Consider the following 23,459-nt stretch of genomic DNA (forward strand, 5'->3'; position numbering starts at 1 on the left):
ATTTATTACAAATTATACATTTTAAAAAATATTTAAAAAGTGAAAAATTAAATTAATAGATATTAATTATCTTATATTATATTTTTTGTAATCTCGGTTGCTAGGTTAATAGATTTTTGTTTATTCCCAAATATACCAAAGCGTATTTTAACTTCAGTACTACGGTTATCAATGTCATTGAGGGTAACTGATATATTTTCTGAACTTATCTTTACTACTTAATAAAAGCTGTGTTTTTTGAATACGTTTGGTCTTTTAAAGAATATGTGTTATTTGTTTGGAAAGTTTTAATGGTTGCGTTATATGCGGAACGGATATTTTTAGGGATCTCAATTATATAGTTGCCATTTATATAATATACGTTACCACCTTGCCACAACAGCATTACCAACTAAGATAGCTGCTAGTACACAATCATTAAGAGCAATTGCCATAATAAACTAAATATTATAAATTAATTTTATTTAGCGCTATGCTTTATTATAAACTAACTTTTACTAGGTTAGTTAAGCTTTAAATTTGTTTACATTAGCTTGAATTTGATCCATTAATGTAGAAGACATCGCTTGATCACCAAAAGTACCAAATTTGATAGTAACTTTAGACGCATTATTAGTTAACTTTTCTATTTTGGTATAGAAGTTTGTGCTATTTATTTTAGTGGCACCATCAATTTCTGCATAGGCATTATCTGGGTCTAAATCTTTAGAGACAAGCACAAAATCATGATTATCATTTACAGCTTGTAAAGCTGCTTTGAAGACGTCTTTATAGTTACCTTCGATATTCATCGAATATTTGCCTTCTATATACGCTACAGTGCCTCCACCAACTGTGACAGCTGCTAATATACAGCTACTTAAGGTTAGTGTAAATATATATGCAAAGAGGGTAAAAAAGCTTTTTTTAAGATATACCATTTAAAATACGTCCTTGCTTTGATTTTAGCTTATCGAGCGTTCTTCTGAATTTGATCCATTAATGTTGCAGAAGCTGTACGATCACCAAAAGTACCAAATTTGATAGACACTTTAGAGGCGTTGTCAGTTAGCTTTTCTATGTTAATATAGAAGTCTGTATTATTAACTTTGGTAGCGCCTTCTATAGTTGCCTCAGTAGGAGTTATCTGTTTTTTTGTTAGTACAAAATCATCATTGCTTTGTACAGCTTGTATAGCAGCATTATATATATCTTTGATACCGCCCTCCATATTCATAGAATATTTACCTTCTGTGTAAGCTATAGCAGTACCTCCTCCGATAGCACCTACAGCTAGCCAGCAACTATTCAATAAAAATGCTAAAATTAATACAGTAGGAGTTATAATTATGTTTTTTAGTTTCATATCTCACCTTATAGTCCGATTCTTAATAGTTAAGAATGATAATATATCGACTTTTAGATTTAGTCAATTATGTTTTATTTTGAAAATTTATTCAATTTTTTTGTTCATGGAACCTGGCTAAAAGAGCATTTTGGTTATATTATAGTCAAGAATTTAACTTACAACTTTTCTCATAGGGTTACCAATTAATATGAAAGAAAATAAAATTGGGCTTATAGGTTTAACAGCTATAGGGGTTGGAACCATGATCGGCTCAGGCTGGCTATTTAGTTCTTTTTATGCCGCTAAGATCGCAGGTCCAGCTGCTTATATTGCTTGGCTAATTACAGCGTTTATAATTTTAGTGTTAGGTTTGAGTCTTGCGGAAATTTCTTTCAATTACCCTAAAAGAGGGTTAATGGCTAGGCTCCTAGTCATTAGTCATAACAAAGATTTTGCTTTTATTTGCACTATAGCAACTTGGTTAGGATTAACAGCTGTTATAGCTACAGAGGCTGAAGGTAGTATTCAGTATTTAGCTTCACTTTCAGATACAGCATCTGCTTATTTGTTTAATCCAGATCATAGCTCTTTGACTTCTACAGGACTTGGCTTAGCAGCTATAATCATACTTTTGTTTGGCGTGGTTAATTTTTGGGGAGTTAAAGTACTTTCCAGTAGTAACGTTATTTTAACTACAATGAAAGTATTGATACCCTTTATAACAGCTATATCAATTATAGCGGTCAGTTTCCACGGTAGTAATTTTATAGTTGTGGGCGGCAATTACGCTCCTTATGGAACATCATCGATATTTTCTGCTATGATTAGTGCTGGAATGGTTTATTCTTTTAATGGCTTTCAGAATATAGCATCTTTCTGTTCAGAGGCAAAAGACCCTAAAAGAGATATTGTTTTAGCGATGGTATTTTCGGTGCTGATTACATTGGTTGTTTATCTTATGCTTCAAACAGCTTTTATTGGGGCTCTTACAATAAATAATCTGAGTCATGGTTGGCCAGGATTGGACTTTACTAGTCCTTTTGTACAGTTGACTATGATGTTGAATTTAAATCTGATGACTATAGTGTTATATGTAGATGCTGTTATTTCACCCGCTGGGACAGGCATGATTTATACAGGTTCAACCACAAGAATGCTTACAGCTATGTCACAAGACCGTCAAGCGCCTAAATTCTTTGATAAGATAACAAAATATAATTTTAGTAGACGCTCTCTTTATGCTACCGTTAGTTTGGCTATACTTTTTCTGCTATTATTTAGATCGTGGTCATCTTTAGTTTCATTTTTGTCATTATTTTACGTAATTTCGTATATGTCGATACCAATATGTTTAGGGAAGTTAAGGATTAATGGTATTAAAAGTAAATTTGCTATTCCTTTTGCAAACATGGTTTTACCAACTATGTTTGTGTTTTTATCAATCCTTTTTACATTTTCAAAGTTTCCTAACACAGGTTATGTTGCTATATTTGTATTGTTTTTATATGCACTGTATATTTCTAAGCAAGTATCCCTTGATCAAGGTTTTTTTAGTGTTCTTAAAAAGTCATTACCTTTAGTTCTTCATGTAGTGGTGTTAACTATATTATCTAGTTTATCTCCAGTTTATTATGGAGGTTTTGACATTTTAAATACATCAGCATTTTATTTATTAATAGTTATATGGTCATTGCTGGTATATTTTCATGCAGTATATGTATACCGTAGTGTTCCTGAAACTATAGTCAAATAACCCTTTTATACAAGCTATTAAAAATTTATCTAATATTAGTGATCGATACGCAGTTTTTTATGTACTGTAAGTTTCTAACTTTGAGTTACTGAACATTTTATAGTATCCTGCTTGCCGGCAGTAGGAGTAGGAAATAATAGCTCAAAAGTATTTACTAAAAATTGCTTCTAAAAAAGCTCTGTATTTACTTTTTTATAAAAACATTCAAAAAAATCCAAAAACCCCTAAAAAAGTAGAAAAAAATTTAAAAAAGCTCTTGCGTTGTGAGAGAGTGATGTGTATTATATGACTTCACTGGCTGACGGGTGATGTTAGCGGTAGAGAGAGGCTGTGAAGCTGGATAGATATTTAAGAGATATATTATATACAAACACTTTGTTGATAAATTTGAGTTTAGTGATTGAGTCAGAGAATTAGATTAAACTGAAGAGTTTGATCCTGGCTCAGATTGAACGCTGGTGGTATGCTTAACACATGCAAGTCGAACGGTAGCAGGTCTTCGGATGCTGACGAGTGGCGGACGGGTGAGTAACGCGTAGGAATTTACCCATTTGAGGGGGATACCAGTTGGAAACGACTGTTAATACCGCATAATATCTGAGGATTAAAGGTGGCTTTGGCTGCCGCGGATGGATGAGCCTGCGTTGGATTAGCTAGTTGGTAGGGTAAGGGCCTACCAAGGCGACGATCCATAGCTGATTTGAGAGGATGATCAGCCACATTGGGACTGAGACACGGCCCAAACTCCTACGGGAGGCAGCAGTGGGGAATATTGGACAATGGAGGAAACTCTGATCCAGCAATACCATGTGTGTGAAGAAGGCCTTAGGGTTGTAAAGCACTTTAGTTAGGGAGGAAGGTCTGTTAGTTAATAGCTAATGGAATTGACGTTACCTAAAGAATAAGCACCGGCTAACTCCGTGCCAGCAGCCGCGGTAATACGGGGGGTGCAAGCGTTAATCGGAATTACTGGGCGTAAAGGGTCTGTAGGTGGTTTGATAAGTCAGATGTGAAAGCCCAGGGCTCAACCTTGGAACTGCATTTGATACTGTCAAGCTAGAGTATAGTAGAGGAATGGGGAATTTCTGGTGTAGCGGTGAAATGCGTAGAGATCAGAAGGAACACCGATGGCGAAGGCAACATTCTGGACTAATACTGACACTGAGGGACGAAAGCGTGGGGATCAAACAGGATTAGATACCCTGGTAGTCCACGCTGTAAACGATGAGTACTAGCTGTTGGGTTCGGTGTAAAGGACCTAGTGGCGCAGCTAACGCGATAAGTACTCCGCCTGGGGACTACGGCCGCAAGGCTAAAACTCAAAGGAATTGACGGGGACCCGCACAAGCGGTGGAGCATGTGGTTTAATTCGATGCAACGCGAAGAACCTTACCTGGTCTTGACATCCACAGAACTTTTCAGAGATGAATTGGTGCCTTTTAGGAACTGTGTGACAGGTGCTGCACGGCTGTCGTCAGCTCGTGTTGTGAAATGTTGGGTTAAGTCCCGCAACGAGCGCAACCCCTATTGATAGTTACCATCATTAAGTTGGGTACTCTATTGAGACTGCCGCTGACAAGGCGGAGGAAGGTGGGGACGACGTCAAGTCATCATGGCCCTTACGACCAGGGCTACACACGTGCTACAATGGGTATTACAGAGGGCTGCCAAACCGCGAGGTGGAGCGAAACTCAGAAAGGTACTCTTAGTCCGGATTGTTCTCTGCAACTCGAGAGCATGAAGTCGGAATCGCTAGTAATCGCGAATCAGAATGTCGCGGTGAATACGTTCCCGGGTCTTGTACACACCGCCCGTCACACCATGGGAGTGGGTTGCTCCAGAAGTAGATAGCTTAACGAAAGGGCGTTTACCACGGAGTGATTCATGACTAGGGTGAAGTCGTAACAAGGTAGCCGTAGGGGAACCTGCGGCTGGATCACCTCCTTAAAGGAAATACGAAAAGAATAATAAGAATAAAGCTTAATTGCTAGATCAGATAATTTGATAAAGTGTTTGTAGATAATATATTTTAGTGTAAATAAGATACGGGTCTGTAGCTCAGTTGGTTAGAGCGCACCCCTGATAAGGGTGAGGTCGGTAGTTCAAGTCTACTCAGACCCACCATTTTTTTTGGGGCCATAGCTCAGCTGGGAGAGCACCTGCTTTGCACGCAGGGGGTCAGCGGTTCGATCCCGCTTGGCTCCACCAATATTTTATTTGCATGAAGATAGAGATATTTAACAATTTAGTATAGAGATAGACTTAAGAAAATAAGTGCAAGCGGTGGATGCCTTGGCATTCAGAGGCGAAGAAGGACGTGTTAATCTGCGATAAGCTTCGGTGAGCTGATAAATGAGCTTTGACCCGAAGATTTCCGAATGGGGGAACCCAACTAGAGCAGTCTAGTTACTTTATCTGATATAAGATAGAGAGCGAACGAGGGGAACTGAAACATCTAAGTACCCTTAGGAAGAGAAATCAATTGAGATTCCCATAGTAGTGGCGAGCGAAGTGGGAAGAGCCTGGTATGATATAGTCTTAATTATAGTAGAACAAGTTGGGAAGCTTGACGATAGAGGGTGATAGTCCCGTATACGAAATAATCAAGATGGAACTAAGCATACGAACAAGTAGGACGAGGCACGAGAAACCTTGTTTGAACATGGGGGGACCATCCTCCAAGGCTAAATACTCCTGAATGACCGATAGTGAACTAGTACCGTGAGGGAAAGGTGAAAAGAACCCTGATAAAGGGAGTGAAATAGAATCTGAAACCGCTTGCATACAAGCAGTAGGAGCACGATTTAGTTGTGTGACTGCGTACCTTTTGTATAATGGGTCAGCGAGTTACTTTTAGTGGCGAGGATAACTGAATAAGGGATCCGTAGCGAAAGCGAGTTTTAATAGAGCGCCTAGTCGCTAGGAGTAGACCCGAAACCGGCGCGATCTATCCATGGCCAGGTTGAAGGTTAGGTAATACTAACTGGAGGACCGAACCCAATACTGTTGCAAAAGTATGGGATGAGCTGTGGATCGGAGTGAAAGGCTAATCAAGCACGGAGATAGCTGGTTCTCCCCGAAAACTATTTAGGTAGTGCCTCGTGAATTGACTGATTGGGGTAAAGCACTGTTTCGACTAGGGGGGTTTTACGACCTTACCGACTCGATGCAAACTCAGAATACGATCAAGTTTTATCACGGGAGACACACGGCGGGTGCTAAGGTCCGTCGTGGAAAGGGAAACAGCCCAGACCGCCAACTAAGGTCCCTAAGTCATAGCTAAGTGGGAAACGAAGTGGGAAGGCATAGACAGCCAGGAGGTTGGCTTAGAAGCAGCCATCCTTTAAAGAAAGCGTAATAGCTCACTGGTCGAGTCGGCCTGCACGTAAGATTTAACGGGGCTAAGCTATGCACCGAAGTTGCGGAATATATTAAATATATTGGTAGGGGAGCGTTCTGTAAGCCGAAGAAGGTTAATTGAGAAGTTAGCTGGAGGTATCAGAAGTGCGAATGCTGACATGAGTAACGTAAAATAAGTGAGATTCTTATTGGCCGAAAACCCAAGGGTTCCTACGCAATGTTAATCAACGTAGGGTAAGCCGGTCCCTAAGGCGTAGCTAAAGAGTGAAGTCGATGGGAAACAGGTTAATATTCCTGTGCTGCTTATATAAACGAAGGAGGGACGGAGAAGGCTAGGTAGGCCTGGCGAATGGTTGTCCAGGTAAAAGTAAGTAGGTAGAGTTATTAGGCAAATCCGATAACTTGATGATCTGAGATACGAGACGAAGCCAAATTTATTTGGCGAAGCTATTGATGCCCTGCTTCCAGGAAAAGCTTCTAAGTATATTGTATAAGTAACCGTACTGTAAACCGACACTGGTGGGTAGGTAGAGAATACTAAGGCTATGAGAGAACTCTGGTGAAGGAACTAGGCAAAATGACACCGTAACTTTGGAAGAAGGTGTGCCCTTAATGGTGAAGTACTTGCTACGTAAGCTGTTGAGGGTTGCAAATACCAGGTGGCTGCGACTGTTTATCAAAAACACAGCACTCTGCGAAATCGTAAGATGAAGTATAGGGTGTGACGCCTGCCCGGTGCTGGAAGGTTAATTGAAGGGGTTAGCTTAGGCGAAGCTCTGGATCGAAGCCCCAGTAAACGGCGGCCGTAACTATAACGGTCCTAAGGTAGCGAAATTCCTTGTCGGGTAAGTTCCGACCTGCACGAATGGCGTAACGATGGCCACACTGTCTCCACCAGAGACTCAGTGAAATTGAAATCGCTGTGAAGATGCAGCGTACCCGCGGTTAGACGGAAAGACCCCGTGAACCTTTACTATAGCTTTGCACTGGACTTTGATCATTTATGTGTAGGATAGGTGGGAGACTAAGAAGCATGATCGCTAGATTATGTGGAGTCGACCTTGAAATACCACCCTTGAATTATTGAAGTTCTAACTCAGTCGAAAGACGAGGACAGTGTATGGTGGGTAGTTTGACTGGGGCGGTCTCCTCCTAAAGAGTAACGGAGGAGTACGAAGGTGCACTCGGTATGGTCGGAAATCATACCAAGAGTATAAAGGCAAAAGTGCGCTTGACTGCGAGAGTGACGGCTCGAGCAGGTACGAAAGTAGGTCTTAGTGATCCGGTGGTTCCGAATGGAAGGGCCATCGCTCAACGGATAAAAGGTACTCCGGGGATAACAGGCTGATTCCTCCCAAGAGTTCATATCGACGGAGGAGTTTGGCACCTCGATGTCGGCTCATCACATCCTGGGGCTGAAGCAGGTCCCAAGGGTATGGCTGTTCGCCATTTAAAGTGGTACGCGAGCTGGGTTCAGAACGTCGTGAGACAGTTCGGTCCCTATCTGCCGTGGGCGTTAGAGATTTGAGAAGAGTTGCTCCTAGTACGAGAGGACCGGAGTGAACGAACCACTGGTGTTCCGGTTGTTTCGCCAGAAGCATTGCCGGGTAGCTACGTTCGGACGGGATAACCGCTGAAAGCATCTAAGCGGGAAGCCTCCTTCAAGATTAGATCTCTCAGGTTTTGAACCTGTAAGGAACGTTGGAGACTACGACGTTGATAGGCTGGGTGTGTAAGTGCAGTAATGTATGAAGCTTACCAGTACTAATGATCCGAGAGACTTAAGTCTATTTCTATGCTGAATTGTTAAATATCTTTATAAACCAAAACACAGTTTTGGCGATGATAGCTTGTAGGAACCACCTGATCCCATTCCGAACTCAGAAGTGAAACTACAACACGCCGATGATAGTCTGGCATTTGCCCAGGTGAAAGTAGGTAGTCGCCATCTTTTTAAAATACAAAGTCTCAATAACTAGAGCACATCAAATAAATCATATAAATATCAGGACCTTATTTAACAAACTTCTTAATCCTTTTAAAATAGCTCCTTTTAGATTTTTATTTATAACATTTTGCTTTAATTATCTATATAATATATTATTTTACTAATTTGATTCAAAACTCTTGATTATGGTTTCTAGATCTTTCGGTAGCGCTTTATTGATAATCGGTACTACTATTGGTGCTGGTATGCTTTCTCTGCCTTTAGTTGTAGCATCATGTGGATTTATAGTAGCTATTGTTTTACTAGTTATGTCATGGTGTGTAATGTACATCACTGCTATAAGATTATTGAATGTCTGTGCAAAATATCCTCTCGGGGTGAATTTTACAACTATGATGCAATCAAAAGTGCCTAAAGTTTATCAGATATCTTTTAGTGTAATATATTTGCTTTTATTGTATTCTTTGATGTCGGCCTATACTACACAAGGAGCTGAATTAGTTAATTATGCTTATGCTATTGTAACACCTACGAAACATAATATATTTTTACCTGCTTTAATTTTTATTCTGATTTTTAGTTTTTTTATGTATAACTATAGAATTTCAGACTATACAAATAGGTTCTTTGTTTTTTTAAAGTTTATTTTCTTTATTTTGGCTATAGCTGTTATGTTGCTATATATAGCTCCAGTTTATTTGAATAGTATGCCCTTATCTCTATTAGCAATAGTTTTTGCGTGGCCAACTTTATTACCGTCATTTGGATTTCATAACGTTATCCCAGTTATTTACGAATATCAGCAGGGAGATATAAAGAGCATCCGTAAAAGTATATTCGCCGGGAGCATAAGTGTATTAGTGATCTATATAGTTTGGTTACTTCTAGCTTTGGCATTGATTCCTCAACAAGGTTTACATAGTTACCAAACATTATTTTCTTCAGGGAACAATACTCCCAGTGGTTTTGTAGAGCAGATTAAAACAGTTACAAACTCAAATTTACTGGAGTTTGGTTTAAATATATTTATTCATATAGCAATTATTACCTCTTTTATTGGAGTTGCTATTTCGCTAATGCATTATATAAAAGATTTATTTATAAAAAATGGTAAGCACATAAACAACTTTAGTCTGAGTTTGTTTTGTTTTGTTCCGCCTCTTATTTTTACAGTTTTTTATCCTAAAGGTTTTATTCTAGCCTTGCAGTATGCAGCAATATTTGCAGTAATAATATTTGTCTATACTCCGATATTTCTTAATAAAAATGTAGCTCCAAACGTAGACTCAAAAAAAACATCTTTAAATTTTTATGCTGTAGTGTTAGGTAGTGCTGTAATTATCTGTCAAATAATTAACCTATATTTCGATATAGATCCTTTTAAGAATTTATAAATTCTTAATAAAGGTATGGGTAATAACTAAGTTTGAAATTTTACAAATATGTAGTTATAATAAAAACCATCTATATTTTTTAGGTTATTTAGTTATGAATTTGGCTTATTTAAGGCTATTCCAACCATGAAAAAAATTATTTTAGTATTGTTAGTTATCATTGGTTTAAATGTAAATGCTTATGCTAATGATGTAGATTCAATCATAAGTCATTTTATAATTTCAATTGATAAAACACACAATGATTTAGGGTATAAAATAAATTTTTTAGGTGAAAATAATGAGAAATTAGTAGCTGTGTTGTTAATTAATAAAAATTCTGAAGGAAAAGTACAAGCAAGTAAATTTGCAAATGTTTCGGCTAATAGTTATTTCTACATGTCACAAGAAAATATTCCTAAAGCAAAGTTAAATGAGTATATTAATAATATAAATGAAGGCAAGTGCATAAAAGATTTTGATATAATATTTATGCAAAAAGAATATAAGAACGCTAGTGGAAAAGATCAGCTAAAGGATGTAACTATTCAGAATCATATTAAATTACCTATAGAGTATAGTTATAAAACAAAAACAGGAATAGTTAGTTGTGGCGCCCCAGCGGGGAAAGATATTAAATGCAGTTTTTATGATGATGGTAATAACTATAATGGAGTTATGAGTGAGGAGGGTTATGCTAGTGGTTATAGCGATAGCAATGATTTAAACCTAATGAGTGAGTGATTCTTATTCACGCGTTTAGAATTCAAGCGTACAAAGTTTCACCAGTTGGTAAGGTTAAACATGATAGTTCGGAGTAAATATATAGCATATAATAGACCAACTGAAGCATAAACATCTTTGTTTCTATATCAAATTGTTTTTTAGGTCTAAGAGTCTTTCTAGCCTAATTATTAACGTGTCCTTAGATACTTCACTTCTAAATAATATATTTTTTGATAGATCGATTTTTTCACTTAACTCCAAAAAATAATCGCAGAAAAAAATCATGCTCAATTGACAATGATAATTTATTACTTAAGGTATATAATATAGGGTCAGGATTTTAAATTATAATTTTGGAAACATGAGATTTGTAGATGAGGTAACCATTAAGGTTCAAGCTGGTAAAGGTGGTAACGGTTGTGTAAGCTTCCGTAGAGAAAAATATGTGCCTAGGGGTGGCCCTGATGGTGGTGATGGAGGTCATGGGGGTAGCATTTATCTAAAGGCTGACGAAAATGCAAATACTTTAATTGACTATCGCTATAAACGTGAGTACCAGGCAGAAAATGGTCGTCCAGGAGAAGGAAGAAATTGTTATGGAAAAGCAGGAGAGGATTTGTATTTGATTGTTCCTGTTGGTACAAGTGTATTTAATATCGAAACAAATAAAAAAATCGGTGAAGTACTAAGCCACGGAGAAACTCTAAAATTAGTCTCAGGTGGTAAAAGAGGTATAGGAAATACTCATTTTAAAAGCAGTACAAACCAAGCTCCAAGAAAGTTCACTTTAGGAGAGGAAGGGGAGTATAAAGAAGTTCGGTTGGAGTTAAATTTATTGGCAGATGTTGCGCTTTTAGGTCTACCAAATGCGGGTAAATCTACTTTGATCCGTTCAGTATCCCAAGCAACTCCAAAAGTGGCTGATTACCCTTTTACCACAATGTATCCACATTTAGGAGTTGTGCAAGTGGGAATAGACAGTTTTGTAATGGCAGATATTCCAGGTGTGATCGAAGGTGCTGCTGAAGGTGCTGGATTAGGTTTGAGATTTTTGAAGCATCTTACGCGTGCCAGATGTGTACTACATGTTGTGGACATTTGCCCGTTTGATAATTCCAATCCAGTGGAAAATTATTTTGCTGTTGAAAAAGAGCTGAAAAAGTACAGTAAAGAGCTGTATCAAAAACCAAGGTTTTTGGTGATCAATAAAATAGATCTTTTAGCAGATGAGGTTGATTTTAAATGTGAAGAGTTCATTAAGCAAATAGGATATAGCGGGAAGTATTATAAAATATCAGCAGTAATGAGAGAAAAAACTGAAGAGTTAACAAAAAGCTTAAATGAGTTTCTACAAAAGCAGGATTAATAGCTAATGAAGTTAAAAAATTTGATATTTGGCTCACCTATCCCTACGGCTAAACAACAAGAGCAAAAGATAGGGGTATTTTCTGGGTTTGCTATTTTATCGTCAAATGCTTTATCTTCGGTATCATATGCGACAGGTGAAGTCTTTATTGTTTTGGCAGTAGCAGGTACAGTTGCAGTAACACAGTATTCTATAGGAGTATCAATAATGATAGTTTTATTGATACTCCTAATGGGTTTTTCGTATACTCAAGTTATTAAAGCGCATCCTGAAGGTGGAGGTTCTTATTCAATTGTTAAAAATAATTTTAATGAGAAGCTACTCTTATTGACGGCAGCCTCATTGATTATAGATTATATTCTTACGGTAGCAGTATCTGTTTCTACTGCATCTGTAGCTATTGGATCAGCGTTTCCAGTAGTTAGTAAATATACGGTAGAAATCTCTTTAGCTTTGCTTATATTGCTTATGATGATAAATCTTCGTGGAGTCCGTTCTACAGCAAGAATATTCGCCTGGCCAACTTATATGTTTGTTATCTCAATAATGTTTTTAATAGCGGTTGGTTTATACAAATATCATACTGGTACTTTAATAGAGTTTGTTTATAGTGATACTTATGTAAAAAATATCCAAAATTCAACAGGGTTACTAACTATAACTCTTATACTTAGGGCTTTTTCATCAGGTAGTACAGCTTTGACAGGCATTGAATCTTACGCTAATGGAGTCTCTACCTATAAATCTCCTATGCTAACTAGAGCTATAGTTGGGCTTGTTTTTATGACACTGTTTTCTATGGTGATGTTTGCTGGAGTAACTTTTATAGCCACTCAAACTAAAATTCTTCCAAATTTTTCTGAGAGTGTATTATCTCAAGTAGCCCATCAAGTTTTAGGAAATGGAGCTAGTTACTACTTTTTACAAACATCAACATGTTTGATTCTATTATTAGCAGCAAATACTTGTTTTACAGGTTTTCCAACTCTAGCCTCGATTATGAGTAAAGATGGTTATTTACCAGAGCAACTCCAGCGTGTAGGCGATAGGTTAGCTTTTAGAAATGGTATTGTAATGTTAACATTACTCTCAGCTACTTTAGTTATCATCTTTGAGGCCAAAGTTAGTAAGCTTATACCACTATATGCTTTTGGTGTGTTTATAGCTTTTACCCTTTGTCAGGCTGGGCTGGTTAAGTTTTGGTATAAGAATAAGCGGTTATATAAAAGTTGGAGTATAAGAGCCTTTATAAATGCATTTGGTTGTGTGGCAACTTTTATAGTATTAATTACCACAGTAGAGAGTAAGTTTTTTGAAGGCGTTTGGATTGTTATAATAGCAATAGCCACTATAATGTATGGTTTATTTAGGATAAGAAATCACTATATTAGAAGGGAGGATAATTTAGCTCTTAGTGTTGATGAAGCAATAGTTAATGCTTGCGTTCATGAAAGGATAAAGCCCAAAATTATACTTTTAGTTTCTCGTATCCATCGAGGTACAATTGAAGCACTTCAATTGGCAAGAAACTTGTCTGATGATATAACCCCTGTTTTTGTGTCAGCTGATGAGGATAAAATTAATAAAATAAAAGTCCAATGGAAAAATTTAGCTTTTGATGAACGGCTTTTAATACTAAGACCTGTTTACAACTCATTTATCACTCCAATACTGCAAATATTACATAAAAATGACCTTAGAGATCCTGATAGAGGCTACTCAATAGTGGTTATTCCTGAAGTTGTTAATACTAAATGGTGGCATTTTTTGTTACATAACCAGAATTCTAGAATACTAAAGCTAGCTATAGCAGCTATGGATAAAAAAGAAGAAAAAACTGCAACTAGAGTTGTAATATCTGTACCTTACAAAGCAGAATAAATGACTTTGCTTAAAAATATTTGGTTCGTGACTAAGCCATTCTGGACGAATAGTTTAAAGTTTAACGTTCTATTTGCGTTATTCCTTTGTATTTTACTAGAATTTATAAGTGTTGGGCTGAGTGTTTATTTAAACTACTGGAATGTTGATTTTTACAACTCTTTGCAACAATATAACTACCAGTTGCTGGTGTATCAATTAATGAAATTTATTTTCATAATCTTTTTTATGTTAGCTAATAGTTTTGCATTATACGTTATTAGTCAGATTTTTGTTATAAGAATGCGAGAATACCTAACAAATTTTTATACGAAATATTGGCTATATTCTAAGGTCTACGTTGCAGATTTAGGAGAATATGATAACTCTGACGAGCGTATAAGTTATGATATAAAGGAGTTAGTAACTCTTCTTAAAAATCTGTTTTTGGGTTTTGTTGGTAGTATTTTGACGTTTGTTTTATTCTCTTGGATTTTATGGCATCTTTCAGGAAGTTTTGAGTTTAACATTTATGGGTATAAGTTAACTATTCATGGATACCTATTTTGGCTTGCGCTATTACTAGCTGCTATAAACATATTAACGGTGATAAAGGTTGGAAAGCCGCTTAGAAAGATTATATACGACAAACAAAAGTATGAAGCAGAATTTAGGTTCGGATTAGCTACAATTAGAAATAATAATTATCATATACATGATAGTAATCTTGAAAAGATTAAATTTTTAAAATCAAAGACTGATTTTAAATACATAGTAGATAACTTTTACGTTTTAACTTTTAGAGAAATCAGAATAAATCTAGTAACAAGTCTGTTTTCACAAGTTTATGGAATAATAGGAATATTTCTATCACTACCTAGGTATTTTGCTAGAGTACTAAGTTTTGGGCAGATTATGCAGATTAACATGGCCTTTTTAAAAGTTGTTTCTCCTTTGTTGTTTTTTATATATAGTTATGAACAAGTTACAGAATTAAAAACAAACGTTAAAAGACTAATGGAGTTAAAAAAGCAGATAGATAATTCTAATGATAGAAATTTATATACTATAGACACTTCTCAACAAGAGCTTTTAAAAATAGACGATTTATCAATATTTAGTTTTCAAAAGATTTTATTTGCAAATTTAAGCATCTCACTAAAGAATAAACAAAGCTTGTTGATACAAGGAAAAATAGGTGCGGGAAAAACTACTTTATTAAGAGTAATTAAAGGAGTGTATAAAGATTTTAAGGGGAACCTTTGCTATAATATTAGACCCCAAATTTTGTTAATGACATCTAAACCATATTTTCTGAAAGATGATTTTAAACGAGCTATGTTTTCGCCATTAATAACAAATATACCTAGTGATCAAGAGTTTATAAATATACTTAAAGAGTTAGATGTGCTTTATCTGAAAAAATTTATTGGTAAGAGTTATAACTGGAATAATATCCTCTCGCTAGGAGAACAACAAAAGTTATCCTTTTGTAAACTATTTATTAAAAAGTATAATTTAGTCTTATTGGATGAAGCTACATCAAATTTAGATGAAAAATCACAAGAAAGAGTATATCAATTATTGAAAGAAAAAAAGGTTACCTTTATTTCTGCTAGTCATGATCAAGGGCTAAAAAAATTTCATGATAAATTATTTAGTATATAAGTGTCTGAACTGATTCTTTGGAAACATTTCTACTCAGACGAGTTAGTTTTTTAATAGGGGTTTAAATGCTAACTACAGTTTGATACACTTAGCCTAACTAGCAGTTTTAATATCTAATTTCTTTTAGTCTTATCATTTTTTCTTGTTATAATAATATGATTAAATTTATTTATTTTATAAAACTTTTACAAGGATTATTTTGAATATGAGGACACACTATAGTTCAGATATAAATGAAAAATTAGAGAACCAAAAAGTCACTGTTTGTGGATGGGTGCACCGCCGCAGAGATCATGGTGGAGTTATATTTTTAGATATAAGAGATAGGACGGGTTTAGTTCAACTTGTATTTAACCCTGATAACGAAAATTTTAAAACCGCTGATAGCTTAAGGTCTGAGTTTGTGATTAAAGCTGAGGGTGTGGTGAATTTAAGACCAGAGGGTCAAGAGAATAAAAACCTTGCTAGTGGTAAGGTTGAAATTATTGGTGAAAAACTAGAAATTATAAATAAATCTAAAACCATACCTTTTCAGTTAGATGATTATCAGTCAGCAGGTGAAGATGTAAAACTTAAATATCGTTATATAGATTTACGCCGACCAGAAATGCAGAAAAAGCTAATGACTCGCTCAAAAGCAATTCGTTATGTTAGGAGCTTTTTAGATAATAATGGCTTTTTAGATATTGAGACTCCATTTCTAACAAAGGCAACACCAGAAGGTGCAAGAGATTACTTAGTACCAAGTCGTAATTTTAATGGTAAGTTTTATGCTCTTCCTCAATCCCCACAACTTTTTAAGCAGCTTTTGATGGTTTCTGGTTTTGATAGATATTATCAAATAGTTAAATGTTTCCGTGATGAAGATCTAAGAGCAGATAGGCAGCCAGAATTTACTCAAATAGATATTGAAGCTTCGTTTATTGATGAAGCTTTTATTATGTCTACTATGGAGAAAATGATAGCAGGATTATTTGAGACTACTATTGGTGTTAAGTTTGAAACGCCATTTCAGGTTATGAGTTTTGCTGAAGCTATAGATAAATATGGTTCTGATAAGCCAGATCTAAGGATCCCTCTTGAGTTTGTAAATATCAAAGAAGATATGAAAAATGAGGAGTTTAAAGTATTCTCAGGTCCAGCTAATGATCCAGAGGCTAGAGTAATTGCTATGAGAATTCCAGAAGGCAATGAAAAGCTAACACGTAAAAAAATCGATGAATATACTAAGTTTGTAGGTATATATGGAGCTAGAGGTCTTGCGTATATTAAAATCAATTCTTTATCACAAGGAAAAGATGGTTTACAGTCTCCGATTGTTAAAAATATATCTGAAGAGACACTATTTAATGTGATCGAAAAAACTGGAGCTAAAGAAGGTGATTTACTGTTCTTTGGTGCTGGCAAAGCAAAAATTGTTAACGATTCAATGGGTGCTTTAAGAGCTAAAATCGGTGAAGATTTTGAAATATTTACAAAAGATTGGGCACCGCTATGGGTTATTGATTTTCCAATGTTTGAGAAAGATGATAATAGACTATATGCGGTGCACCATCCATTTACAGCTCCGCAAATAGATAGTATTGATCAACTAGATAGAAATCCTGAAAACCTTCTTTCAAGAGCATATGATATGGTCATAAATGGCTATGAAGTTGGGGGTGGGTCAATTCGTATCCATAAGCAAGATATCCAAGCTAAAGTATTTAATCTACTTGGAATATCTAATGAAGAAGCTCGTGAGAAGTTTGGTTTTATGCTTGATGCACTTTCTTATGGTACTCCGATTCATGGTGGTATAGCTTTTGGTGTTGACAGACTTATTATGCTACTTACAAATACTTCAAATATCCGTGATGTAATAGCATTTCCTAAAACTCAAACGGCAAGCTGTCTGATGACAGAAGCACCTTCAGTAGTAACTTTAGAGCAGCTTAATGAGCTTGGTATTGCTATTAAGAAAGAAGAATAGTGTTGTTTGATTCTTGAAATCCTCTTTCAACTTTTTGTGAACATTGATACTACAATCTGAGAGTAATAAATATGCAAGCTTGTGTAATGGCTCCACTTAAAATAACAAATGATGATGAATGGAAATATTTTTGCAATAACATTAATACTGTACGAACATCTTTAAAAGGTGTTTCTCAATACTTGACAGTTTCAACTGATGTCTGGTGGGGATTAGTCCAAGAAGAGCATCCAGAAAAATATGACTGGTCGTATTATGATAGGTTATCATATACTCTCAAATGTATTTCTGATGAAAGACCAGACCTACCAGAAATAAATTGGGCGCCTATTATGTCATTTCACCAATGTGGAGGTAATGTAGGGGATAATATTTATATAAAAATACCGAAATGGGCAATTACAGATAGAGAGTTTATCAGTGACAATGGGAATAAATGTCAGGAGTATGTAAGTTTTTGGCATGACAATGATATGTTACAGTATTATACTTCTTTTATAAAAACATTCTGCAAACGATATTCTGATAGTTATTATTCTGTATTTTTTAAAAAAATATGTGTCGCACCATCAATAGTAGAGATTAATGTGAGTTGTGGTCCTGCTGGAGAACTTAGGTATCCTTCATATAATAGTCATGATAATTACCAATATCCTGAATACGGGCATACTCAAGCTAAGAGTCATACAGCTATTGAGAGATTTCAACAAAATTATAGTGAGTGTAATCAACAAATCATTAATTCAACATATATAAAACAAAATTATAGAGATACAAATAATCATTTAGTAAAAAAATATCTAACCTGGTATAACAATGAGTTAATATTACATGGTCAAAGAATGATACAAGCCGCCTTAGATGGTATTAATGGTACAAAATTATATAATTGCCGAATAGGTATAAAAATACCAGGTATACACTGGAATTCAAACAATAATATTAATGGACCAAGATTAAGTGAATTATTTGCTGGATTAATACCTATAAATGATGATTCTTTACACAATAACTTCAACAATAATGAAATTGAATCTGGGTATACACGACTTATCTGGGCGCTTTCACGACCTCAAGATATGCCTGAGATTTATCAAGATAAGCATAAAACCACTAAATTCTTGATAGACCATCCATCAAAACTAAAGCCTAATCCTTTATACATTAGAAAGGGTTACAATATGTCCAAATGCCCTAATAATATAAAATCTAGAGAAAGATTAGATCTTAATATTCATTTTACATGTGCAGAAATGCCGTCACTAATTTCTTGCGATACGATCGAAGACAAGGAAAATAAACTTCATAATTCAGAATGGCATATTCAAAAACTCTCAACTAATATAAGTCAAATCAATCCTTATTCTAAGCCAAGAGCTTTAGTCAAACATTTAGCATGGTGTGGGCAACAAATACCTTCAGAAACTGGTCTTAAGATGGGAGTTGAAAATGCCCTAGCCGGATTGTCAAATGACAAATGGGAAAATATAAGACATATTTTGGATAAAAATAATTATGGTGATTTATTTAAATTACCACATAAAAATGGTCATTCACCTTTTGCAATGATAAATATTTTAAGAGTTGATGATGCAGCTCAATTTTCTAATCAATATCGTGATTTGATAAAAGAATTTTCTTATTGAAGTTTTAGCATCTCCTTGAGGTATAGCGATTTCAGGGAGTGTTGCAAACTAAAATTATATGTTTCTAACTGCGTTAAAAATATTCTCAAAATGCTCATTTATACCAATTCCAACATAAATTGGTGCATTTATCACAAAGGAGTTTATGACTAATTTAAGTTTTTGATGTGTAGGCAATAGCAGTAGCTATTGGCAAATATTAAAGGATTAAATTAGGTATGAAATACAAAGTTAGAAAGTAATAACATGTGTTGGAATTGGTATTACTACGTGTAAACTGTGCTTTTTCGAATATTTTTGCCTTGTTGCCACTCGTCTAATTTCCCAGATTTTAGAAACACTAACTCCATAAACTAAGGAAAATCTTGTAGTAGAAAAAGATACTCAAAATGACTACTTAACTGGAGTTACGGACTTTTGCCCTATAGTTAAAGCGAAAAAGTTTTCTATGTGTTAATTTATAGTTACATCAACGAAGTTATGTTCTAAAAATGAAACAACGTGAATTAGCGAATTTATATACTGAATATTTGTTATGCCAAAATTCCCAAGCAAGTGCGACAGAGTGTTCAAGTATGTTAGATGAACTAGTAAAACATGATAGTTTTTCCAGGATGTTAAAAGTTGGTAGCTATGAGAGTAAATATGTCTGGTTAAAAGGTAAAGGCATTTTAAAAACTTACAAAGATAAGCCAAAGATATTATCTATAGACAATACAATAAGTCCTAAATCTGATAGTAAGGTCAATGAGGTAGTAAACTGGTTTTATGACCATTCTGTAGGCAGAGCAGTTAAAGGCATAAATCTTATTAGTGCTTTAATCCATGTTGGAGATGCTAATATTCCTGTAGGCTTTGAAGTACAAACTAAGGAAAACTTTGTAGTAGAAAAAGATAAAGCAGGTAGAGAACGTCTAAAGCGTAAAGCACGCTATACAATTAATGAACTGGCAAGAAAACTGGTATTGAAAATTATTAAAAATTTCTCTAGTTTTGATTATGTAGTAGCTGATAGGTATTTTGCTTCTAAAGATAATTTAAGATTTTTTAACAAACATAAACTCTCGTATGTAATAGGTATAGCGAATAATCGTTTAGTTGCTAAGAGTAAAGCTAATGCTCTTGCTGGTAACTACTGTAGGTTAGATGAATTAGGATTGCTAGAAAATGAGACTATAAAAATTTATTTAAAAGATATAAAATATAGTCTTGTGGTTACTCGCCAAGTCTTCAAAAACGGAGACAATTCAACAGGTGAGATTTATTTAATTACTAATGATCTGAACCTAGAGAGTAACCACATAAAAGATATCTATCAAAAAAGATGGAATATAGAAGTTTATCATCGAAGTATAAAACAAAATGCTAGTCTTGCTAAATCACCTACATCTATAGCTGTCACGCAACTTAACCACATAGGGCTTTCTATAGGGGCTTATTGTGAGCTTGAAAAATTAAAACTTGTATCAAATAAAAACCACTATGCTTTAAAAAGAAAAATGTTAATCGCCGCCAATCAAGCTAGCCATAGGGAAATTATAAAAATGAAAAAGATATTCAAAATGACTGCTTAAAACAAAAGTCCGTAACTCCAGTTACTAAAAGGGGATTAATTCTGTTTTTCAGCAAAGTCCAATTAGTACAAAATAGGTTCCCTTTCTGAAAAGCTCAGGTATGCGGAAAGACCCAATAACAGAAGTTTCATTCTATAGTTATAAAAAAGACTTCCTATCAGCATATATTTTAGCCTGAGCTGCTGATAGTCTAGCTACAGGTACTCTAAATGGAGAGCAAGATACATAGTCAAGACCTAAGTCATGACAAAACGCTACAGAATAAGGCTCTCCACCATGCTCACCACAGATTCCCATCTTAGCATTTGGATTAATAGCTTTTACACCTTCTTTAGCTATTTCCATCAGCTTACCAACACCTTTTGGATCCAATCTTGCAAAAGGATCAAAACTTAGGATACCTCTTTCAAGATATTCTCTAATAAACTTATTAGCGTCATCTCTACTAAAGCCAAAAGTCATTTGAGTTAGATCATTTGTACCAAATGAGAAAAATTCACTACCAGCTTCGGCAAGCATGCCAGCTCCTATCGCGCCCCGCGGTGTTTCAAGCATTACACCTACTTTGTAATCGATATCTATTTTTTCACGTTTTAATATTGTATTAGCTACCTCGTGAATGATACCACTTAAAAGCTTAAATTCACCAAGTGTACTGATTAATGGAATCATTAGCTCGGGTTTGACTTCTACCCCCATACGCTTGGCAGATATAGCAGCATAGATAATAGCTTTAGTTTGCATTTCTATAATTTCTGGATATGTAACAGCTAGTCTACAGCCACGATGTCCCATCATAGGGTTCATTTCACTAAGAGCCTCTATACGCGACTCTAGTTCATCATAGCTAATTTTGAATTCTCTAGCTAAGGCTTCTATTTCTTCTACCTCTCTTGGTAAAAACTCATGTAAAGGAGGGTCTATAAATCTAATAGTTACAGCTAGCCCATCCATAGCTTCAAATAATTCTTCAAAATCTTGTTGTTGGACAGGAAGTAGCTTATCTAGAGCTTTTTGCCTTTCTTTTTTATCTTTAGCTAAAATCATCTGTCTTACATAAGAGATACGATCTTCTTCAAAAAACATATGCTCAGTACGACAAAGACCTATACCTTCAGCACCATACATTCTAGCAACTTGGGCATCGTGTTTTGTGTCAGCATTACACCTAACACGAAGTTTGCGAACACTATCTACAAACTTCATAAATTCTTCAAAATCAGGTGTGACTTCAGGATCGACAGTTTTTATAATGCCTCTGTATACGTCACCCTTTGTACCATCTAGAGATAGATAGTCTCCTTCACCAAACACCTGCCCCCTCTCAAAAGTGATAGTACGCTGCTCTTCATTTATCTTTGCTGACTCTAGACCAGATACACAACATTTACCCATACCACGAGCGACTACAGCAGCATGAGATGTCATACCACCACGAAGAGTTAAGATACCATTACAAGCATTCATACCAGCAATATCTTCTGGAGAAGTTTCTATTCTCACAAGGATAGTCTTTTCTTCACCACGAGCTTTTGCTGCAAGTAGAGATTCGACATCAAAGTAAATTCTACCACTAGCGGCCCCTGGTGAAGCTCCTAAGGCAGAACCTAATGGACGCTTTGAAGCTAGAGCTTTCTCATCAAACTTAGGGTGTAGAAGTTGTTCTAATAAGTGTGGCTCAACCATCATAACAGCTTCTTGATTAGTTATTAGCTTTTCCTTAGCCATATCTACTGCAATCTTGATAGCTGCTCTTGCAGTTCTTTTACCATTTCTTGTTTGAAGCATAAAAAGTTTACCATCCTCGATAGTAAACTCCATATCTTGCATATCTTTGTATACAGTTTCTAAATTTTTAGCAATTTTTACAAAGTCATTAAAGACTTCAGGCATTGTATCTTTTAGGGTAGAGATATGAGAAGGGGTTCTTACTCCAGCAACCACATCTTCCCCTTGAGCGTTAATTAAATACTCCCCAAATAACTCATTCTCACCTGTAGAAGGGTTTCTTGTGAAAGCAACACCAGTACCAGAATTATTACCAGAGTTACCGTATACCATCTCTTGAACATTAACAGCTGTTCCCCAGTTGTTGGATATATTGTTGATTTCTCTATAAATAATTGCTCTTTCGGCATTCCAAGATTTAAATACAGCCTCAACAGCAGCTAATAATTGCTCCATAGGATCACGAGGAAAATCTTTACCAACTAGCGATTTATATATATTTTTATACTCTTGAACTATTTCTTTATAGTCTATGGCACTTAAATCACAATCATTTTTAACTTTTCTTTTTTCTTTTTTTTCTTCTAAAACTTTATCAAAATGTTTTTTATCGCAGTTCATAACTACATCTGCAAACATCATGATAAATCTTCTATAGCTGTCATAAACAAATTGCTCATTATTTGTCTTAGCTACCATAGCTTTAGCAACATCATCATTTAAGCCTAAGTTTAATACAGTATCCATCATACCAGGCATTGAAACTCTTGCACCAGAACGTACAGAAACTAGTAACGGATTCTTACCACTACCGAAGGTTTTACTTGTTCTTTTCTCTAATTCAGCAATATGTTTGAGTATCTGTTTTTTTACTATATCACATAACTTTTGACGGTCATCATAGTATTTAAGGCAAGCCTCAGTTGTTACTGTAAAGCCATCTGGCACAGGTAAACCACTGTTTAGCATTTCACTAAGATTTGCACCTTTTCCACCTAGTAAATCACGCATAGATTTATCGCCTTCACTAAAGGCATAGACAAATTTTGACATAAAACTCCTCTCAAGTTTTTATTTAAATATATATTAAAGACGTACACTCATGTACGCTTAATGGGACTGTTGCAAACTAAAATTATATGTTTCTAACTGTGTTAA

14 protein-coding genes, 2 tRNA genes and 3 rRNA genes are annotated in these 23,459 nt (G+C 35.4%); 14 read left to right on the forward strand and 5 right to left on the reverse strand.

The window, feature by feature from the left end; all coding sequences use genetic code 11:
• Window positions 1-71: 71 nt before the first annotated feature.
• From SD28_RS08270 to SD28_RS01500, 4 genes are all read right to left on the reverse strand, one after another.
• A complete protein-coding gene (locus SD28_RS08270; protein WP_322786323.1) occupies window positions 72-209 on the reverse strand; it encodes a DUF3568 family protein in 138 nt (45 codons plus the stop codon).
• Between the two features lie 5 nt (window positions 210-214).
• Window positions 215-385 (reverse strand): DUF3568 family protein, encoded by a 171-nt coding sequence (locus SD28_RS08230; protein ID WP_267904799.1) that lies wholly within the window; start codon window positions 383-385, stop codon window positions 215-217.
• A gap of 121 nt (window positions 386-506) precedes the next feature.
• Entirely contained in the window at window positions 507-920 is a 414-nt protein-coding gene (locus SD28_RS01495) for a DUF3568 domain-containing protein (RefSeq protein WP_039123382.1), read from the reverse strand.
• 29 nt (window positions 921-949) lie between these two features.
• The gene (locus SD28_RS01500; protein ID WP_039123383.1) at window positions 950-1,345 is read right to left on the reverse strand and encodes a DUF3568 family protein; all 396 of its coding nucleotides are present in this window, start codon (window positions 1,343-1,345) and stop codon (window positions 950-952) included.
• Between the two features lie 190 nt (window positions 1,346-1,535).
• Between SD28_RS01500 and SD28_RS01505 the strand changes: the two genes are divergently transcribed.
• The 14 genes from SD28_RS01505 (at window position 1,536) to SD28_RS01570 (ending at window position 20,573) form a co-directional block, all read left to right on the forward strand.
• Entirely contained in the window at window positions 1,536-3,080 is a 1,545-nt protein-coding gene (locus SD28_RS01505) for an APC family permease (RefSeq protein ID WP_052251853.1), read from the forward strand.
• Between the two features lie 420 nt (window positions 3,081-3,500).
• Window positions 3,501-5,027, forward strand: a 16S ribosomal RNA gene (locus SD28_RS01510).
• 100 nt (window positions 5,028-5,127) lie between these two features.
• Window positions 5,128-5,204: transfer RNA gene (locus tag SD28_RS01515), tRNA-Ile, on the forward strand.
• Window positions 5,205-5,212: 8 nt separating this feature from the next.
• Window positions 5,213-5,288, forward strand: a tRNA-Ala gene (locus SD28_RS01520).
• A gap of 52 nt (window positions 5,289-5,340) precedes the next feature.
• Window positions 5,341-8,229, forward strand: a 23S ribosomal RNA gene (locus SD28_RS01525).
• A 46-nt stretch (window positions 8,230-8,275) separates the two neighbouring features.
• A 5S ribosomal RNA gene (rrf, locus tag SD28_RS01530) occupies window positions 8,276-8,391 on the forward strand.
• Together the 16S, 23S and 5S rRNA genes with 2 tRNA genes alongside form the textbook arrangement of a ribosomal RNA operon.
• 182 nt (window positions 8,392-8,573) lie before the next feature.
• A complete protein-coding gene (locus SD28_RS01535; protein WP_039123384.1) occupies window positions 8,574-9,782 on the forward strand; it encodes an amino acid permease in 1,209 nt (402 codons plus the stop codon).
• Window positions 9,783-9,908: 126 nt separating this feature from the next.
• Window positions 9,909-10,505, forward strand: coding sequence for a hypothetical protein (locus SD28_RS01540; RefSeq protein WP_039123385.1), 597 nt, complete (start codon window positions 9,909-9,911; stop codon window positions 10,503-10,505).
• Between the two features lie 343 nt (window positions 10,506-10,848).
• Window positions 10,849-11,853 (forward strand): Obg family GTPase CgtA, encoded by a 1,005-nt coding sequence (gene cgtA, locus SD28_RS01545; RefSeq protein ID WP_039123386.1) that lies wholly within the window; start codon window positions 10,849-10,851, stop codon window positions 11,851-11,853.
• 6 nt (window positions 11,854-11,859) lie between these two features.
• A complete protein-coding gene (locus tag SD28_RS01550; RefSeq protein ID WP_039123388.1) occupies window positions 11,860-13,734 on the forward strand; it encodes an APC family permease in 1,875 nt (624 codons plus the stop codon).
• Window positions 13,735-15,381, forward strand: coding sequence for an ABC transporter ATP-binding protein/permease (locus SD28_RS01555; RefSeq protein ID WP_039123389.1), 1,647 nt, complete (start codon window positions 13,735-13,737; stop codon window positions 15,379-15,381).
• A 205-nt stretch (window positions 15,382-15,586) separates the two neighbouring features.
• Window positions 15,587-17,353, forward strand: coding sequence for an aspartate--tRNA ligase (aspS, locus tag SD28_RS01560; RefSeq protein WP_039123391.1), 1,767 nt, complete (start codon window positions 15,587-15,589; stop codon window positions 17,351-17,353).
• A 71-nt stretch (window positions 17,354-17,424) separates the two neighbouring features.
• Window positions 17,425-18,999: a family 14 glycosylhydrolase gene (locus SD28_RS01565; protein ID WP_039123392.1), complete on the forward strand. Its 1,575-nt coding sequence runs from the start codon at window positions 17,425-17,427 to the stop codon at window positions 18,997-18,999.
• A 491-nt stretch (window positions 19,000-19,490) separates the two neighbouring features.
• The gene (locus SD28_RS01570; RefSeq protein ID WP_039123393.1) at window positions 19,491-20,573 is read left to right on the forward strand and encodes an IS701 family transposase; all 1,083 of its coding nucleotides are present in this window, start codon (window positions 19,491-19,493) and stop codon (window positions 20,571-20,573) included.
• Between the two features lie 138 nt (window positions 20,574-20,711).
• On the opposite strand, the gene ppdK is transcribed toward SD28_RS01570, so the two are convergent.
• A complete protein-coding gene (ppdK, locus tag SD28_RS01575; RefSeq protein WP_039123394.1) occupies window positions 20,712-23,354 on the reverse strand; it encodes a pyruvate, phosphate dikinase in 2,643 nt (880 codons plus the stop codon).
• Window positions 23,355-23,459: the final 105 nt, after the last annotated feature.

The sequence above is a fragment of the Allofrancisella guangzhouensis genome (assembly GCF_000815225.1).
Taxonomy (GTDB): Bacteria; Pseudomonadota; Gammaproteobacteria; order Francisellales; family Francisellaceae; genus Francisella; species Francisella guangzhouensis.

Coding starts and splice junctions, on each gene's coding strand:
- SD28_RS01565 (WP_039123392.1), top strand. CDS start 17,425: ATGCAAGCTTGTGTAATGGCTCCACTTAAAATAACAAATGATGATGAA.
- SD28_RS01550 (WP_039123388.1), top strand. CDS start 11,860: ATGAAGTTAAAAAATTTGATATTTGGCTCACCTATCCCTACGGCTAAA.
- SD28_RS01570 (WP_039123393.1), top strand. CDS start 19,491: ATGAAACAACGTGAATTAGCGAATTTATATACTGAATATTTGTTATGC.
- cgtA (WP_039123386.1), top strand. CDS start 10,849: ATGAGATTTGTAGATGAGGTAACCATTAAGGTTCAAGCTGGTAAAGGT.
- SD28_RS01535 (WP_039123384.1), top strand. CDS start 8,574: ATGGTTTCTAGATCTTTCGGTAGCGCTTTATTGATAATCGGTACTACT.
- SD28_RS01505 (WP_052251853.1), top strand. CDS start 1,536: ATGAAAGAAAATAAAATTGGGCTTATAGGTTTAACAGCTATAGGGGTT.
- SD28_RS01500 (WP_039123383.1), bottom strand. CDS start 1,345: ATGAAACTAAAAAACATAATTATAACTCCTACTGTATTAATTTTAGCA.
- aspS (WP_039123391.1), top strand. CDS start 15,587: ATGAGGACACACTATAGTTCAGATATAAATGAAAAATTAGAGAACCAA.
- SD28_RS01555 (WP_039123389.1), top strand. CDS start 13,735: ATGACTTTGCTTAAAAATATTTGGTTCGTGACTAAGCCATTCTGGACG.
- ppdK (WP_039123394.1), bottom strand. CDS start 23,354: ATGTCAAAATTTGTCTATGCCTTTAGTGAAGGCGATAAATCTATGCGT.
- SD28_RS01495 (WP_039123382.1), bottom strand. CDS start 920: ATGGTATATCTTAAAAAAAGCTTTTTTACCCTCTTTGCATATATATTT.
- SD28_RS08230 (WP_267904799.1), bottom strand. CDS start 385: ATGCTGTTGTGGCAAGGTGGTAACGTATATTATATAAATGGCAACTAT.
- SD28_RS01540 (WP_039123385.1), top strand. CDS start 9,909: ATGAAAAAAATTATTTTAGTATTGTTAGTTATCATTGGTTTAAATGTA.